Origin of the sequence: Pseudomonas sp. NPDC077408 (genome assembly GCF_050269105.1) — a bacterium.
In the GTDB taxonomy this organism is placed as follows: domain Bacteria; phylum Pseudomonadota; class Gammaproteobacteria; order Pseudomonadales; family Pseudomonadaceae; genus Stutzerimonas.
Window position 1 is genome coordinate 1008373 of the sequence record NZ_JBNNHS010000001.1, and the last position, 16908, is coordinate 1025280.

Annotated in this window: 16 protein-coding genes; 10 read left to right on the plus strand and 6 right to left on the minus strand. The window is 58.2% G+C overall.

Annotated features, from left to right (window positions below; translation table 11 throughout):
* Positions 1 to 58 precede the first annotated feature (58 nt).
* The 6 genes from ACQKEK_RS04985 to ACQKEK_RS05010 all read left to right on the plus strand — a co-directional run bounded on the left by ACQKEK_RS04985 (position 59) and on the right by ACQKEK_RS05010 (position 6156).
* Positions 59 to 1309: an ABC transporter substrate-binding protein gene (locus ACQKEK_RS04985; RefSeq protein WP_045427977.1), complete on the plus strand. Its 1251-nt coding sequence runs from the start codon at positions 59 to 61 to the stop codon at positions 1307 to 1309.
* Positions 1310 to 1504: 195 nt separating this feature from the next.
* Entirely contained in the window at positions 1505 to 2413 is a 909-nt protein-coding gene (locus ACQKEK_RS04990; protein ID WP_045427975.1) for a carbohydrate ABC transporter permease, read from the plus strand.
* A complete protein-coding gene (locus tag ACQKEK_RS04995; RefSeq protein ID WP_045427973.1) occupies positions 2406 to 3251 on the plus strand; it encodes a carbohydrate ABC transporter permease in 846 nt (281 codons plus the stop codon). Before ACQKEK_RS04990 ends, ACQKEK_RS04995 begins: the two co-directional genes overlap by 8 nt.
* A gap of 10 nt (positions 3252 to 3261) precedes the next feature.
* Positions 3262 to 4419, plus strand: coding sequence for an ABC transporter ATP-binding protein (locus tag ACQKEK_RS05000; RefSeq protein ID WP_499141313.1), 1158 nt, complete (start codon positions 3262 to 3264; stop codon positions 4417 to 4419).
* A gap of 233 nt (positions 4420 to 4652) precedes the next feature.
* A complete protein-coding gene (locus ACQKEK_RS05005) occupies positions 4653 to 5876 on the plus strand; it encodes a maltoporin (protein WP_499141314.1) in 1224 nt (407 codons plus the stop codon).
* A gap of 88 nt (positions 5877 to 5964) precedes the next feature.
* Positions 5965 to 6156, plus strand: a complete 192-nt coding sequence (locus tag ACQKEK_RS05010) for a DUF1289 domain-containing protein (protein WP_127839052.1) — start codon at positions 5965 to 5967, stop codon at positions 6154 to 6156.
* Here ACQKEK_RS05010 and ACQKEK_RS05015 read toward each other — a convergent pair whose 3' ends face one another.
* Entirely contained in the window at positions 6157 to 7011 is an 855-nt protein-coding gene (locus tag ACQKEK_RS05015) for a MurR/RpiR family transcriptional regulator (protein ID WP_177327113.1), read from the minus strand.
* Positions 7012 to 7173: 162 nt separating this feature from the next.
* Between ACQKEK_RS05015 and zwf the strand changes: the two genes are divergently transcribed.
* The 4 genes from zwf (at position 7174) to rluB (ending at position 11266) form a co-directional block, all read left to right on the plus strand.
* The gene (gene zwf / locus ACQKEK_RS05020; protein ID WP_463307343.1) at positions 7174 to 8643 is read left to right on the plus strand and encodes a glucose-6-phosphate dehydrogenase; all 1470 of its coding nucleotides are present in this window, start codon (positions 7174 to 7176) and stop codon (positions 8641 to 8643) included.
* Positions 8630 to 9343 carry a 6-phosphogluconolactonase gene (gene pgl, locus ACQKEK_RS05025; protein ID WP_499141316.1) on the plus strand — a complete coding sequence of 238 codons (714 nt, stop codon included), beginning with the start codon at positions 8630 to 8632 and terminating at the stop codon, positions 9341 to 9343. The genes zwf and pgl overlap by 14 nt, the downstream gene beginning before the upstream one ends.
* Positions 9344 to 9360: 17 nt before the next feature.
* Positions 9361 to 10011, plus strand: coding sequence for a bifunctional 4-hydroxy-2-oxoglutarate aldolase/2-dehydro-3-deoxy-phosphogluconate aldolase (locus ACQKEK_RS05030; protein WP_128120652.1), 651 nt, complete (start codon positions 9361 to 9363; stop codon positions 10009 to 10011).
* Between the two features lie 124 nt (positions 10012 to 10135).
* Positions 10136 to 11266, plus strand: a complete 1131-nt coding sequence (gene rluB, locus ACQKEK_RS05035) for a 23S rRNA pseudouridine(2605) synthase RluB (RefSeq protein ID WP_463307341.1) — start codon at positions 10136 to 10138, stop codon at positions 11264 to 11266.
* Between the two features lie 82 nt (positions 11267 to 11348).
* On the opposite strand, the gene ACQKEK_RS05040 is transcribed toward rluB, so the two are convergent.
* From ACQKEK_RS05040 to ACQKEK_RS05060, 5 genes are all read right to left on the minus strand, one after another.
* The gene (locus tag ACQKEK_RS05040; protein WP_499141371.1) at positions 11349 to 12281 is read right to left on the minus strand and encodes a GGDEF domain-containing protein; all 933 of its coding nucleotides are present in this window, start codon (positions 12279 to 12281) and stop codon (positions 11349 to 11351) included.
* A gap of 207 nt (positions 12282 to 12488) precedes the next feature.
* Positions 12489 to 13229, minus strand: coding sequence for a YciK family oxidoreductase (locus ACQKEK_RS05045; RefSeq protein ID WP_499141318.1), 741 nt, complete (start codon positions 13227 to 13229; stop codon positions 12489 to 12491).
* A gap of 73 nt (positions 13230 to 13302) precedes the next feature.
* Positions 13303 to 13971: an N-acetylmuramic acid 6-phosphate phosphatase MupP gene (gene mupP / locus ACQKEK_RS05050; protein WP_499141319.1), complete on the minus strand. Its 669-nt coding sequence runs from the start codon at positions 13969 to 13971 to the stop codon at positions 13303 to 13305.
* Complete coding sequence (gene ubiG, locus ACQKEK_RS05055) at positions 13971 to 14669, minus strand: bifunctional 2-polyprenyl-6-hydroxyphenol methylase/3-demethylubiquinol 3-O-methyltransferase UbiG (protein ID WP_499141320.1); 699 nt, start codon at positions 14667 to 14669, stop codon at positions 13971 to 13973. Before ubiG ends, mupP begins: the two co-directional genes overlap by 1 nt.
* A gap of 143 nt (positions 14670 to 14812) precedes the next feature.
* A complete protein-coding gene (locus ACQKEK_RS05060) occupies positions 14813 to 16144 on the minus strand; it encodes a TRZ/ATZ family hydrolase (RefSeq protein WP_499141372.1) in 1332 nt (443 codons plus the stop codon).
* Between the last annotated feature and the right edge of the window lie 764 nt (positions 16145 to 16908).

Sequence of the window (16908 nt, forward strand, 5' to 3'; positions counted from 1 at the left end):
AGAATCGATGCAGCGCAAGCAAAGACTTGCATCGATAACAACAAGAAAAGGAACCCTCATGAACGCGATTCATCGTTTAGTTACTGCTGTTTCCCTTGTTTCCCTCGTTCCGTTTGCCCAGGCCGGCGAAGTTGAAGTTCTGCATTGGTGGACATCCGGTGGCGAAAAGCGCGCCGCCGATACCTTGCAGCGACTCGTGGAGGAAGAGGGCCACACCTGGAAGGATTTCGCTGTCGCCGGTGGGGGTGGCGAAGCAGCCATGACCGTCCTCAAGACCCGTGCCGTATCCGGCAACGCACCCGCCGCCGCTCAGATCAAAGGCCCCGACATCCAGGAATGGGGTGAGCTAGGGCTGCTGACCGACCTCAATGACGTCGCTGAAAAAGCTAACTGGGACGAACTGCTGCCCAAGCAGGTGTCCGCCGCCATGAAATACGATGGCGACTACGTCGCCGTGCCGGTGAACGTACACCGCGTCAACTGGCTGTGGATCAATCCGGACGTGTTCGAGAAGGCCGGCGCCACGCCCCCGAAAACCCTAGATGAATTCTTCGCAGCCGCCGAGAAGTTAAAAGCGGCGGGCTTCATGCCGCTGGCCCATGGCGGCCAACCGTGGCAGGACGGAACCGTTTTCGAAGATCTGGCACTGGCGATCCTTGGGCCTGAAGACTTCCGCAAAGCTTTTGTCGAGCTCGATCGCGACGTGCTGACTGGCGACAAGATGGTCAAGACCTTTGAGGCCCTGAAGAAGCTGCGCAGCTACGTTGATAACAACGCAGCGGGCCGCGACTGGAACAGCGCGACGGCCATGGTCATGAATGGCAAGGCCGGCATGCAGATCATGGGCGACTGGGCGAAGAGCGAGTGGAGCGCGGCGAAGAAGATCGCGGGTGAGGATTATAAGTGCGTGCCGTTCCCTGGCACCCAAGGCAGCTTTGCCTACAACATCGACTCACTGGCGATGTTCAAGCTGAGTAACGATGACAATCGCAAGGCTCAGCAGGATCTGGCTCGGATCGTCATGGAGCCGGAATTCCAGCAGTTCTTCAATCAGAACAAGGGCTCTATCCCGGTGCGGCTCGATCAGGACATGAGCGAGTTCGATGCCTGTGCCCAGCAGTCGATGAAGGATTTCAAGGAAGCGGCACAGGGGCCAGGGCTGGTGCCTAGCCTGGCTCACGGCATGGCCGCATCGAGCTATGTACAGGGCGCTGTTTTCGACGTCGTGACGAACTTCTTCAACGACCCGTCGGCCGATCCGAAGAAGGCCGCCCAGCAACTGGCTGCTGCGATTCAGGCGGTCCAGTAGCGCATTGGGGCGCGGGTTCTCGCGCCCCGTCTTACGAACAACAACCTGATGCTCCCCTGCGGTCTGCCACGGGCTGGCCGCAACGGGATCGGCTTGCTCGAAATCTTTGTTGTGACTGTCCGTTTGCTGGACTGCTGACATCGACGCTTTCTGTAACGGGACTGTGATGAAACCTGCAAACAATCGGAGCCAACCATGAGCTCAACAGCCGTTTTCACCAAGGCTTCCCCGCTGGATGCGCTGCAGAATTGGCTACCCAAGCTGGTGCTCGCGCCAAGCATGCTGATCGTTCTGGTCGGCTTCTATGGCTACATCTTGTGGACCTTTCTGCTTTCGTTCACCAATTCAAGCTTCATGCCCAGCTACAAGTGGGTCGGGCTGTTGCAGTACGAGCGGCTCTGGAACAACGATCGCTGGTGGGTGGCAAGCAAGAACCTGCTGGTCTTTGGCGGGCTTTTCATCACGATCAGTCTCGCGATTGGTGTGTTGTTGGCAGTCCTGCTGGACCAGCGCATTCGCCGCGAGGGCTTCATTCGCACCGTCTACCTATACCCCATGGCGTTGTCGATGATTGTTACCGGCACGGCATGGAAGTGGCTGCTGAACCCCGGCTTGGGTATCGACAAGATGCTGCGCGACTGGGGTTGGGAAGGCTTTCGTTTCGACTGGCTGGTGGACCCGGACCGGGTGGTCTACTGCCTGGTGATCGCCGCCGTATGGCAGGCTTCGGGTTTCGTCATGGCTCTGTTCCTTGCCGGCTTGCGTGGGGTCGATCAATCCATCGTGCGTGCCGCGCAGATCGACGGTGCCAGCCTGCCGAGCATCTACCTGCGCATCATCCTGCCTAGCCTGAGGCCGGTGTTCTTCAGTGCATTGATGATTCTTGCGCATATCGCCATCAAGGCGTTCGACCTGGTGGCGGCGATGACCGCAGGCGGCCCCGGCTATGCATCCGACCTGCCGGCGATGTTCATGTACACGCACACCTTCACCCGCGGGCAGATGGGGCTCGGCGCTGCCAGCGCCATCCTGATGCTGGGCGCAGTGATGGCAATCGTCGTGCCTTACCTGTATTCGGAACTGAGGAACAAGCGCCATGACTAGCCATGTAGGGCGCAAGCGCCTGACGTTCAGCCGAGTGGCGATCTACGCGACGCTGCTTCTGGCTGTTGCGATGTATCTCATACCGCTGGTGGTCATGCTGCTGACCAGCTTGAAGACACCTGCCGACATCCGTACCGGCAACCTGCTTTCATGGCCGGAGGTCACGACCATCATCGGTTGGGTCAAAGCGTGGGATGCCGTGGGTGGCTACTTCTGGAACTCGGTCAAGATCACCGTTCCAGCCGTCATCATTTCGACGCTGTTGGGTGCGCTGAACGGCTACGTGCTTGCCATGTGGCGCTTCCGCGGCTCGCAGTTGTTCTTCGGGCTGCTGCTGTTTGGCTGCTTCCTGCCGTTCCAGGTGATCTTGCTGCCTGCGTCGTTCACCTTGGGGCAGCTGGGATTGGCCAATACCACGCCGGGGTTGGTACTGGTGCACCTGGTCTATGGCCTGGCGTTTACCACGCTGTTCTTCCGCAATTTCTACGTGAGTGTTCCAGACGCGTTGATTCGTGCAGCACGTCTAGACGGCGCCGGCTTCTTTACGATCTTCGCGCGGATTCTGCTGCCGATGTCGATCCCAACGATCATGGTCTGCCTGATCTGGCAGTTCACTCAGATCTGGAACGACTTCCTCTTCGGCGTGGTGTTCGCCAGTGGCGATACACAGCCGATCACCGTGGCGCTGAATAACCTGGTGAACACCAGTACAGGCGTCAAGGAATACAACGTCGATATGGCTGCGGCGATGATCGCCGGGCTGCCAACACTGCTGGTGTACATCCTCGCCGGCAAGTATTTCCTGCGTGGCCTCACGGCCGGCGCGGTCAAGGGGTAGGAGAACAATCATGGCTGCACTTGAACTTTGCAACGTCCGCAAGAGCTATCCCGGAAGCAACCACGACACGCTGAAAGACATCGATTTGAAAATTGACGACGGGGAATTTCTGATCCTGGTCGGGCCGTCCGGGTGCGGGAAATCTACGCTGATGAACTGCATCGCTGGCCTGGAAGAGATCACGGGTGGAGAGATCCGTCTGGACGGAGCCGACATCAGTGGTGCCAGCCCGAAGGACCGCGACATTGCCATGGTGTTTCAGTCGTACGCGCTGTACCCGACCATGACCGTGCAGGAAAACATCGCCTTCGGTTTGAAGATGCGCAAGGTGCCGGCGGCGAAAATCGAGGAAGAAGTGTCGCGTGTCGCCAAGTTGCTGCAGATCGAACATCTGCTGGGCCGGAAACCTTCTCAGCTATCCGGCGGCCAGCAGCAGCGCGTCGCCATGGGCCGGGCACTGGCACGGCGGCCGAAGATCTACCTGTTCGACGAGCCGCTGTCGAACCTCGATGCCAAGCTGCGGGTAGAGATGCGCACCGAGATCAAGCTGATGCATCAACGGCTGAAAACCACGACGGTGTACGTCACCCACGACCAGATCGAGGCAATGACCTTGGGGGACAAGGTCGCGGTGATGAAGGACGGCATCGTCCAGCAGTTCGGTACGCCGAAGGATATCTACAACAACCCCGCCAACCTTTTCGTGGCGAGCTTTATTGGATCGCCGCCGATGAATTTCATCCCGCTGCGGCTGACCCGTCAGGCCGATGGCTGGCGCGCGCTGCTGGAAAGCGGTCAGGATCGCTGTGAGCTGCCGTTGAATCTGGCGGATGGACAATCACTGGAAGGGCGAGAGGTCCTCCTTGGCATCCGCCCGGAGCAGATCAGTGTGGGGACCGAAGCCGATCTGCCTTCGCTACGTGCCGAAGTTCAGGTCATCGAGCCGACAGGGCCTGACACCATGATCTTCGTCAGCCTCAACCAGACCAAGGTGTGTTGCCGGCTGGCGCCGGACGCCGCGCCGAATCCGGGTGAGAGCCTGACGCTGCAATTCGAGCCGGACAAGGTGCTGCTGTTCGATGCGCAGAGCGGTGAGCGACTGGGCGTCACGCCCGGAAACGGCTCCTCGGGTCGCAACGGCACCGTGACCCGGTTGGTCGCGCGGTGAGCCGTGGTACAGCAAAGTGAAGAAAAGGCCGGGTCGCCGTGTATCTGCGTACCGGCGCCTGTCTCCTAGGAATGTTATTGATATTTCAGGTTTTTCAGCGGTAGGTGACGAAGGTCGGCTGCCGTGAAAAATAGAGCCGCAACGAGCAGCGAAGCTGGCATGCGGATCGAAAGGAGAGCCATACCGGCTCAATCCAAGAGCAGTAACAACAATAAGAGCTAATTGGAGCGGATATGAAAAAAACGACACGCCTGGGCCTCGCAGTCTCGCTGGCCAGTCTCGCTATGCCGTTTACTGCGCAGGCTTTGGACTTCAACGGCTATGTGCGTAGTGGTATCGGCGAATCGACTGCAAGCGAATCGCAGGCCTGCTTCCAGCTGCCGGGCGCAGCATCCAAGTTCCGACTGGGCAACGAATGCGAGCAGTACGCCGAGTTGGGGCTGCGTCAGGACCTGTTCACGATGGATGACGGCTCGGTGCTGAGCGTCGAGGGCATGGCTGCGCTGTATAACGAATACGACCACACTCCGAAGTTCACCGGCGACCATGGCTTCGCGCGGCTGGTACAGGCCTACGCCGAATGGAGCAACGTTGCTGCGCTGAACAACGGGTCGTTGTGGGCCGGCCGTAGGTTTTACAAGCGGAATGACATCCACATATCCGACTTCTACTACTGGAACCAGAGTGCAACCGGTGCCGGCATCGAGAACGTCGAAATTGGAGGGTTGCAATACAGCTACGCGTTCTCGCGTAAGGACAGTGTCTTCCAGGAAAACTACACCAATCGTCACGATTTCAACGTCGGCGGCTTCGACACCAACCCCAACGGCGAGCTGCAGTTCGGCGTCAGCTACATCGCCGATCCGGACCGTGGCGACTCCAACAGTGGCTGGTCCGTGACGGCTCAGCATGAGCAGATCGGGTTTCTGGGTGGCAGCAATACCTTCGCAGTGCAATACGGCGAGGGCCCGGGCACCGGGCTTGGCTACACGGGCGACGTGACCCTGGATGAGAGTGCTAAGAGCTGGCGGGTCGTGGAGTTCTTCGATTGGCAGGTGACCCCGCGTTTCGGTGGGCAATTCCAGGCTGTGTATCAGAAGGATACGCGTCAGGATGGCGGCGATCAGGATTGGATTTCGGTAGGCGTGCGCCCGGTTTATGCGTTGACCGAGGAGTTCAAACTGGTGGCCGAGCTGGGTCACGATCAGATCGACGCTGAAGCCGGGACTCGCAAACTGACCAAGTTCACCATCGCCCCGACCTGGTCACCCACAGGCCCTGAGTTCTGGGCACGTCCCGAGTTCCGCCTGTATTACACCTACGCTCAGTGGAACGACGCTGCGCAAGAAGCTGCCAATCTCATGGCCGCTGGCAGCGCGCTGTCCGAAACGGGTGCTTTCGGCAGCGCGCAGCATGGGTCCAACTTCGGCGTCCAGGTCGAATATTGGTGGGATTGATCGAGGCGATAGCCTAATTCGCTTAGAACCTAGTGGCGGCAAGGGCTTCTACTCTTCGTAGGGGTCCTTAGCTGAACTGGAGGTGGTTTTGGGCGACAAGGCGAAAAACCCGTGCGTCAGTATCTGCAAGCTCAAAGACGACATCTGTATCGGCTGCGGGCGCAGCCGGGACGAGATGAAGGCCTGGAAGGGGATGAAGAACAAGGAGCGCAAGGCGGTCAACGAAGTGGCCGCCGAGCGACTCAAACAGCTAGGCAAGGCGAAGAAGAAAAAGAAGTGATCAGCTCTCTTCGCTTGGGTAGCGGGTCGCCATCAGGCTTTCCTTGATCTTGCGCAGATGGGGTTGGAAATCCACGCCTCGCTTCAGTGTCACGCCCGCTGCCAATGCGTCCAGTACCGTTAGCTGGATAATCCGAGACGTCATCGGCATGTAGATATCGGTGTCTTCCGGCAGCGGGATATCCAGGCTCAACGTAGAGACTTTCGCCAGCGGCGAGCCGGCGGCCGTTAGTCCGAGAACGGAGGCGCCGTTATCCCGTGCGATGGTTGCAGCTTCCACCAGTTCACGGGTGCGGCCGGTGTAGGAAATGATCACGAACAGATCACCGGTATGCGCAACCGATGCCAGCATCCGTTGCATCAGGACATCGCTGTGTGCGGTCACCGGCAGGTTGAACCGGAAGAACTTGTGCTGTGCGTCGAGCGCGACCGATGCGGATGCACCCAGACCGAAGAAATGAATTTGACGCGCCTGAATCATCAGGTCGACGGCATGGCTGATCGCCTGAGGGTCGATTGCCTGGCAGGCACTGTCGAGCGACGCGATGGCGCTGCCAAAAATCTTTCTGGTATAGGCCTCTGGGCCGTCATCGGCCTCTACGGCCCGGCTGACATAGGCAGCGCCACTGGCGAGACTCTGTGCCAGCTGGATTTTCAGAGCGGGGTAACCGGCCGCACCGAATGAGCGACAGAAGCGATTCACCGTTGGCTCGCTGACCTTTGCTGCCTGAGCCAGAGCCGCGATGCTGTAGCGCGTCGCCTCCTGCGGGTCGCGAAGGATCACCTCAGCGACTTTGCGCTCCGCCTTGTTCAGCTCGTCGAGCCGATTTTTTATCTGTTCCAAGAGATTTTTCATGCGATCCATGTCTCTTCCTTCAGGGACTCGTGCCCGAAGCTACGGATAGTAGCGAAACTGGAGCACGAAAAAATCGAGTTATGTTGTTTTAATAACAACATTTTCTGCTTAAAATGCGGCGATGAACCTGTCACGCAGCCTAATTTGGTTAATATAAAAATCATGCCTGCTATTACTGTTGACGCGACTACCTTTGCCTTGTTCGGCGCCCTCGGTGATCTGGCGCTGCGCAAGTTGTTCCCTGCACTCTATCAGCTCGACCGAGCGGGGCTGCTCAATAGCGATACGCGCATATTGGCGCTGTCCCGCGACAAGGGAGAGCCAGCAACCCATCTCGAGCGCATCGATCAAGCGCTGCGGCGCTACGTGCCGGCAGCGCAACTGGATGAGGCCGCCCTGGGCCGCTTTCAGGCGCGTCTGGGCTATCTGACCATGGACTTCCGTAATGCGGAGGACTACGCAGCGCTGGCTGAACAAGTGTCTCCGGCGATGCCACTGATTGCCTACTTCGCCACGCCTGCTGCTGTTTACGGCTCTATTTGCGAGCATCTCGCGGGTGCCGGACTAGCAGAACAAACCCGTGTGGTGCTGGAAAAACCGATTGGACACGATCTTGAGTCGTCGCGATTGGTCAACGACTCGGTCGCACGGTTCTTCCCCGAGACGCGCATTTACCGGATTGATCATTACCTTGGCAAGGAGACTGTGCAGAATCTGATTGCACTGCGCTTCGCCAACAGCCTGTTCGAGACCCAGTGGAACCAGCACCACATCTCCCACGTCGAGATAACGGTCGCCGAGACGGTCGGGATCGAAGGGCGTTGGGGGTATTTCGATCAGGCGGGTCAGCTGCGCGACATGATCCAGAACCATCTGCTGCAGCTGCTGTGTCTGATAGCGATGGATCCGCCAAGCGACCTGACTGCCGATAGCATTCGTGACGAAAAGGTCAAGGTGCTCAAGGCGCTGGCGCCGATCACGCCGGAGCGTTTATCTCGCCAGGTTGTGCGTGGCCAGTACGTGGGGGGAGCGGTCGGCGGAAAGCAGGTTCCAGGTTATCTGGAAGAAGAAAATTCCAACGCTGAAAGCAGCACCGAAACCTTCGTTGCACTGCGGGCCGACATCTGCAATTGGCGCTGGTCCGGTGTGCCGTTTTACCTGCGGACAGGCAAGCGGATGGCGGAAAAGGTCTCGCAGATCGTCATCCACTTCAAAGAGCCGCCTTTCTATATCTTTGCGCCCGAACAACGGTCATTGATCAGCAATCGGCTGATTATCCGCTTGCAGCCGGACGAAGGGATCTCGTTACAGGTCATGACCAAAGAGCAGGGCCTGGACAAAGGCATGCATTTGCGCAGCGGCCCACTGCAGCTGAACTTCTCCGAGACCTACAAAAGCTCGCGCATTCCGGATGCTTACGAGCGGTTGTTACTCGAGGTGATGCAGGGCAACCAGAACCTATTTGTCCGTAAGGACGAAATAGAATACGCCTGGCAATGGTGCGATCAGCTTATCGATGGGTGGTCGCGTATAGGTGACGCGCCCAAGCCCTATCCGGCGGGCTCCTGGGGCCCTGTCGCCTCCATTGCATTGATTACCCGCGACGGGAGGTCTTGGTATGGCGATCTCTGAACTTGAGCTGCCGTCGGACGTGGTTGCGCACAGCCTACCGGGGCCGGAACAGCTGGCGCAGGCGTTGGCTGATCGGGTTGCCGGTGCGCTGCAATACGCAATCGCCAATCATGATCGTGCGAGCCTGGTGGTGTCGGGCGGACGGAGCCCTATAGCGTTCCTCGAAGCGCTGTCAGTGCGCGAATTGCCGTGGGCGAAGGTGCAGGTCAGCTTGGCCGACGAGCGCTGGGTTGATCCGTCAGATCCGGAAAGCAATGAGGGCTTGCTCCTCCGCCACCTCCTACAAAATGCCGCGGCTGATGCGCAGCTTGTGGGCCTGTATCAAGCAGCTCAGACCCTGGAGCAAGCGGCAGAGCGGGCAAGCGAGAAAATGGCTGGCTTCGCTCAGCCGATCGATGTGCTGGTGCTTGGAATGGGCAGTGATGGGCATACCGCATCGCTCTTTCCGAACAGCCCGCTGTTGGCAAAAGGGTTGGATGAAAATGGTACTGACTTCTGTCTGCCCATGCTGGCGCCTGTCAGTCCGGAGCAGCGCATCAGCATGACCTATCCGCTGCTGGCGTCCGCTCGCGTTCAATGCCTGGCGATTCAGGGCTCCGCCAAGCTGGAAACGCTGCGCCAGGCCATGCGGCTCGAACCTTCGCAGATGCCGATTCGGGCGTTTCTGCATTCTCCTTTAGAGATCTACTGGTGCCCGTGAGGCCCGAGGACTTTTCCATGACCATGGACCAGAAAAACGCGCTGATCGAGAAGATCTGTACCGAAGCTCGCATCCTGCCGGTGATCACCATTGGCAGCGAGGAGCAAATTCTGCCGCTGGCCGATGCACTCGCTGCTGGTGGGCTGACGGCCCTTGAGATCACCCTACGGTCTGCGCATGGGCTTACCGCCATTCGTCGCTTGCGCCAGGAGCGGCCCAACCTCTGTGTCGGTGCGGGTACAGTGCTGGACAAGCGCATGATGGACGAGGTCGAGGCGGCCGGGGCCCAGTTCATCGTCTCGCCGGGCTGCACCGACGAACTGCTGCAAGCTGGCGTCAATTGCTCCGTGCCGCTGCTGGCCGGTATCAGCAATGCATCCGACATCATGCGCGGCTACGCGCTCGGCTATCGACGTTTCAAGCTGTTCCCGGCCGAAGTGTGCGGCGGGGTCGCCGCTATCAAGGCGCTGGGTGGACCTTTTGCCGATGTGCGCTTCTGCCCAACGGGCGGCGTGAATGCAAACAACGCGGCGCAGTACTTGGCGCTCCCGAATGTCATGTGTGTCGGCGGGACTTGGATGATTGATGGTGCCGCGCTCAAAAGCGGCGATTGGGAGGCCATTCAGCAAGCCACGGCTGAAGCGCTGGCCTCGTTGAACAAAGGCTGACCGCAAATCGAGGCGCGCCGGGCGCGCCTCCTGTCTGGCTGCTAACCTTCTCGTGCTTCAGCATTCCGTTGCGCGTATAGTGCGCGGCCTTTCTATCGGAACTGCCACACCGGGAGGTGCCCAGATGACCGAACACGAAGATACAACCCCGCATATTGCCCACGGCGAAAAACTGCAGAAGGTATTGGCCCGTATTGGCCTTGCCTCGCGACGCGACGTGGAAAACTGGATCGCGGCTGGCCGAGTCAAGGTCAACGGATCCATAGCGACGCTCGGACAGCGTGTCGACTTGCATGACGCCATCGCGGTCGATGGCCGTTTGCTCAAGCGCGAAGAAGCGGCCGAAACGGTCCGTCGCGTGCTCATCTACAACAAGCCCGATGGTGAAATTTGCACCCGTGACGATCCAGAAGGTCGCCCGACGGTTTTCGATCGCCTGCCGCGTCCGAAAGAGGGGCGCTGGATCAACATCGGTCGTCTCGACATCAACACGACTGGCTTGCTGCTGTTTACCACCGATGGCGAGCTTGCCAACCGTCTGATGCATCCCTCTTACGAAATGGACCGTGAGTATGCGGTGCGGGTGCGTGGCGAGGTCGACGAGGAGATGATCGAGCGCCTGAAGACGGGCGTCATGCTCGAAGATGGCCCGGCTCGTTTCACAGACATACAGGAAGCGCCGGGTGGTGAAGGGTTCAACCACTGGTACCACTGCGTAGTGATGGAAGGTCGTAATCGAGAAGTCCGACGTTTGTGGGAGTCCCAGGGGCTGGTGGTCAGCCGTCTAAAGCGTGTGCGCTTTGGTCCGGTGTTCATGACCTCCGACTTACCGATGGGGCGCTGGCGCGAAATGTCCCAGAGCGAAGTCGATATCCTCAGCGAAGAGGTTGGCCTCAAGTCAGTGGCGCTGCCAGGCATGAAAGCCAAGACCAAGGACAAGCTTGATCGCATGCAGCGCAAGGTGGCCAAGCCAATCGGACGTGGCGACCGTCGCCCTCGCGTGTTGCGCTCTTCCCATGAAGCTGACGTGGCTGGGGATGCAGGTCGCGGCCGGGGCGCTCGCGGTGATAAACCTGCACGCAAGCCGCGCGACAATGATGAGCGCAGTAAACCAAGCCGCGGTACACCCGTGGCGGAGCGGCCAGGTGCCGTGGGCCGAGACCGCAAACCGTCACCGGTGAAGCGCGGTGGTCCGGCAGCTACTGACGGTCAGCGTCCTGGTTTCGGGCGTGGTGATCGCTCCAAGCGGCCATGACGGCATAGCGTAAAGCGAAAAAAGAAGGGCGAAGCCATTAGGTCTCGCCCTTTTTTGTTTGTTTGACCCGCGGATAATTTCGCTACGCCGAGGCCACGCGCGTCAGATTGCGTCCGTCTTGTTTGGCTTGGTAAAGGGCTTGATCGGCGCGACGCAGCAGATCGTCCTGTGACTCGCCAGGCTGGTGGGTCGCACAACCAAGGCTGGCCGACAGCCGGACCTGTTTGTCTCCGACCAGCAAGCATAGGTTTTGAATGGCGGCTCTGATCCGTTCGGCCACAACGGCCGCAGCCTCCGGTCCGCTGTTGGACAATACGAGGACGAACTCCTCTCCACCAAAGCGGAACACCATGTCGACGTTGCGCAACTGCTCCTTGAGCAATAGCGCGGTGGCTTTCAGGGCGGCGTCTCCGGCCTGGTGTCCGTAGGTATCGTTGAGGCGCTTGAAATGATCCATATCCAACATGATCACCGACACGGCTTGGCTGTGGCGGCGGGACAGTTCGGTCTCTCGCGACAATGCGTGAACCATCGCCGCGCGGTTACCGGCGCCGGTCAACGGATCCTTGAGCGAGGCTTGAACGGCTTGTCGGTAAAGCAATGCGTTGCGCAATGGAAACAGCAGGCAGTCGAGGGCGTTTTCCAGTTGTTCCAAGACAGGGTCGGGTACGTACTGCGAGCTGAACAGGCACAGTTCGCCAAGGCAATCTCCGCTATGGGAAAGTGAATAGCTGACATCAAAGCCGTTGGCTTCGCCTATTTGAAGCTGGAAGTCGGTGCCGGAGTGGCTGTAGGAAAGGGCTCGCAGTGGAACCAGATTGCTGACTTCTTCAAAAAAGAAATCTAGCAGGCGGTCGAGCTCCAAGCTGGTTTGCAAACGCAGCGTCAGTAGCCTTAGCCGCTCGGAAAAGCCATGTTCGTCCGTCGACAATGTTTTGCTGAAACTGATGTCCAGCCGTCGAACGCGCGCGGTGCCGATATCGATTGTAGAAGGGGTCTGCTTATCTGCCAGCATGGGAGTGAACCTCAGAACGCTGCCTGCGTTGATAGAGGTTCTATAGCGAATATGATGCCAACTTAAAATATCTAATAAAAACAGTTGGTTAGATAAATGATGGCGAATCCGGCGGCAACAGGTTGCCAGCGAAACGGCGGACTGATGCCAATTTGACATGCAGGCCGCCATAGCGGCGCCAGTAAACAGGCGCCGCTGCTGGATATTCTACTGGGCGTCAAATGCCCGCCCATTTACGTCCTGACTATCGGGGCCCATCAGATAAAGGTAGGCAGGCATAATTTCCGTGGGCAATGGATTCACTTCGGGATTCTCCCCTGGATAGGCTTTTGCGCGCATGTCGGTACGGGTCGCACCTGGGTTGATGCTATTGCTGCGCACAGAGCTGGTGCCGTCGAGCTCATCAGCCAGCACCTGCATCAGGCCTTCGGTGGCGAATTTGGAGACGGCATATCCGCCCCAATAGGCGCGTCCTTTCCTGCCAACGCTGCTGGAGGTGAAAATCACGGAAGCGTCACCAGCCAGTTTCAGCAGAGGCAATAGGGTGCTGGCTAGCATGAAGGTTGCGTTGACATTCACTTGCATGACGCGCATGAAATTGTCGCCTGACAGCTGTTCGATCGGTGAGCGGGGGCCGACGATGCTGGCGTTAAGTAGCAGGCCGTCCAACCGTCCGAACTCCCGTTCAACGGTGGCGGCAAGTTCGTCGTATTGGTGCGGTAAGGCCGTTTCCAGATTGAGCGGTATCACGGCGGGTTGCGGCCAGCCGGCTGCCTCAATCTCGTCGTAAACACGGTTGAGGTTGTCCTCGTTCTTACCCAGCAAAAGGACGGTTGCTCCATGTGCTGCGTAGGCTTTCGCGGCGGCTTCGCCAATTCCGCGCCCTGCGCCGGTGACCATGATGATCCGATTCTTGAGCAGGTCGGGACGGGCGGAGTACTCGAACATCTGAAGCCTCATAAACAGAGCGGGGCAAATTGCCCACTGAAGGTTGTCGGAAGAAAGTGATGGCTGGGAAGGGTCAGCCCAGCGTTCGCAGCTCGAGAAACTGACGGAGCTCGAGCGGATGATTCACCACCACGTCTGCGCCCCAGGTATCCGGATCGTCATCGGGGTGGATGTAGCCGTAACGCACTGCGGCCGTGCGGCTACCTGCTGCACGGCCGGACTCGATATCGCGAAGATCATCCCCAACGAACAGGACCGTTGCAGGGTCGAGGTCGAGTTGGCTACAGGCCAACAGCATAGGCTCAGGGTCGGGTTTGCTCTTGCTGACATGATCGGGGCAGACCAGAACAGCGGAGCGAGAGGCCAGGCCTAATTGCTGCATGATCGGCTCGGCGAAACGTACCGGCTTGTTGGTGACCACACCCCAGATCAGGTCTGCTTGCTCGATCTCGCTCAACAGTTCTGCCATCCCTTCGTATAGTTTGCTCTCAACCGCACAGTGCCGTTGATATCGCTCCAGAAACTCCAGTCGGAGTATCTCAAACTCATCAGAAAGCGGGTCGACGTCAAAGGCGCTGAGTACCATCGCCCGAGCACCACCGGAAACGACGTCACGCACCTGCTGATCGGGGACACGATCTAGGCCGCGCGCCATGCGCATAGCCTGAGCCACGGCGATAAAGTCCGGAGCGGTATCGAGCAGCGTGCCGTCCATATCGAATAACACTGCGCGCAAACGCATCAGGCCTCCCGCAGTGTCTGGATCATGTAGTTCACATCCACGTCAGGTGAGAGCTTGTAGTGCTTCGTCAGGGGGTTGTATGTCAGGCCGATTATGTCCTTCACCAGAAGCCCGACTTCGCGGCTCCAGGCGCCCAGTTCGGATGGGCGGATGAACTTGCGGTAATCATGTGTGCCACGCGGCAACAGTTGCAGCACGTATTCCGCGCCGACGATTGCGAACGCATAGGCCTTCGGATTACGGTTGATCGTTGAAAAGAACACCTGTCCGCCAGGCTTTACCATCTTGTGGCACGCGCGAATGACCGAGGCGGGATCAGGAACATGCTCAAGCATCTCAAGGCATGTCACTACATCGAACTGCTCTGGCATTTCTTCCGCCAACGCCTCAGCAGTGATCTGCCGATAATCGATCTCTAACTCCGACTCCAGCAAATGCAGACGGGCAACCGACAAGGGTGCCTCGCCCATGTCAATGCCCATCACCGTAGCGCCGCGCTGAGCCATGGCTTCGCTGAGAATTCCGCCTCCGCAGCCAACGTCCAGGACCTTCTTGCCGGCTAGCGATACGTGCTCATCAATCCAGTTGACCCTGAGCGGATTGATCTCGTGCAGCGGTTTGAACTCGCTTTCGCGGTCCCACCAGCGATGGGCCAGAGCTTCAAATTTGGCGATTTCGGCGTGGTCGACGTTGCTCATTGTCTGTTCCATTTATAAGCCTGAGGGGGAAGCTTGAGCAGCAGAGGCCCATGTTGCCAGGTTCGGTCAGATGCGGGACATCTACTGAAACGCTTCGTGTAAGTCAGTTTGTCGCGGTGGTTAAAACTGAGGGTAGTCACGTCTCAGTGTTTTGCGCTGATCTTCTCTCCCCATTCTTGGGCGGTGGCGATGAGCTGCTCCTCGTCCATGCGGGTGAGATGACGGTCGTCGAGTAGTTGCTTACCGGCAACCCAGACATGACGCACGCAGTCTCGGCCGCTGGAATAGATAAGTTGTGAGACAGGATCATAAACGGGCTGCTGTGCTAGGCGCGATAAATCGAAGGCCACCAGATCCGCGAACTTCCCGATTTCGAGCGACCCGGTGTGATCGTCCAGCCCAAGAGCGCGTGCACCGTTGAGCGTGGCCATACGCAGCGCGCGATGGGCGTTAACAGCGGTCGCCGATCCCGAAACGGCCTTGGCAAGCAGTGCCGCGGTGCGGGTTTCTCCCAGCAGGTCGAGATCGTTGTTGCTGGCCGCTCCATCAGTGCCTATGGCCACATTTACTCCGGCTTCCCACAAACGCTCCACAGGACAAAAACCGCTGGCCAATTTCAGGTTGGACTCAGGGCAATGGATCACGCTGCAGTTATGTTCGACCAGCAGAGCGATGTCGTCGTCATTTACCTGGGTCATGTGCACCGCTTGGAAGCGAGGCCCTAAAAGCTGTAGGCGCGCCAAGCGCGCAAGCGGGCGCTCACCATAGTGGTTCAGCGCTTCTTCCACCTCATGTGCAGTCTCATGGACATGCATATGTATGCCGATGTCCATTTCCGCGACCAACGTCCGGATGCTTTCCAGCTTATCGTCGCTTACCGAATAGGGAGCATGGGGCCCAAAGGCGATACTAAGGCGTGGATGGTGTTTGAGATCGTCGAACAGTCCCACACCTTTACGAAGCGCCTCGTCGGCGTCGCGGGCCCCAGGAATAGCAAAGTCCAGAACCGGAATCGTTATTTGCGCGCGAATTCCGTGCTTATGCACGAGTTGGCTGACGACCTCAGGAAAGAAGTACATATCAGAAAAACAGGTAATCCCGCTCTGCAGCTGTTCCGCGATAGCCAGCTCGGTGCCTGCTTTGATAAACGCCTCGTCGACCCACCTGCTTTCTGCCGGCCAGACATGCTCGTGCAGCCAGGTCATCAGTGGTAGATCATCAGCCAGACCGCGGAAAAGGGTCATAGCTGCGTGGCCGTGAGCATTTACAAGCCCTGGCGCAAGAAGCATTCCGGAAAGGTCACGCGTCTCGTTGGCCACGTGCTGTCCGGCGTGTTCTCGGGGTGCTATCAGCACGATGCGCCCGTCACGGATTCCCAACGCATGGTTCTTCAGCACAACACCAGCTGGCTCGACTGGGACGAGCCAGGTCGGAAATAGCAAGAGGTCGAGCGGCTCGGCAGAAGTGTGGGGCATATGGATCATCGGATACATAGAGACGAGGGGCTGAGTGTAAAGCCTGTCGACCCCGGTTTGAAGAAAGCCTGGGCAGACTTTGAAGCCTCTACATCTATATACGAACATGATCGCCAGACCCAGCAGGTGAATAATCAACAAAGCTCAAAACAACCGTTGACGTGAGTTTCTGAGTGCCTATAATGCGCACCTTCTCCGGCGCAGGCCTTTAGCGAAATCTCTTGTAAATCAAGAAGTTAGCGAAAATAAAGGGTTGCACGGATGGCGAATTCGAGTAGAATGCGCCGGGCTGGCAGGGTGGTGGTTGAGTCCTGTTGGTGGCTCTGGTCAGGTTGATCGGAAGCGGTTGAAAGAGGTGGTTGACAGCGGTTTTAGACGCTGTATGATTCGCCTCCCGCTAACGAGAGACGCTAGGTTGATCGGAAGCGCAAGCGGTTGAGAAGAAAGAAAAACTTCTTCAAAAACAGCTTGACGAGAAACAAGGCTGCTGTAGAATGCGCGGCCTCGGTTGAGACGAAAGACTTGATCGAAACGCTCTTTAACAACTGAATCAAGCAATTCGTGTGGGTGCTTGTGAGGTAAGACTGGTAGTCAGCAAGATTATCAGCATCACAAATACTCAACGAGAAATCATTGAGTGCTCTTCTTGAGGGTGACCTTTTGAAGAGGTTGCGATTGCTGAGCCAAGTTTAGGGTTTTCTCAAAACCCATGCAGTATTGAACTGAAGAGTTTGATCATGGCTCAGATTGAACGCTGGCGGCAG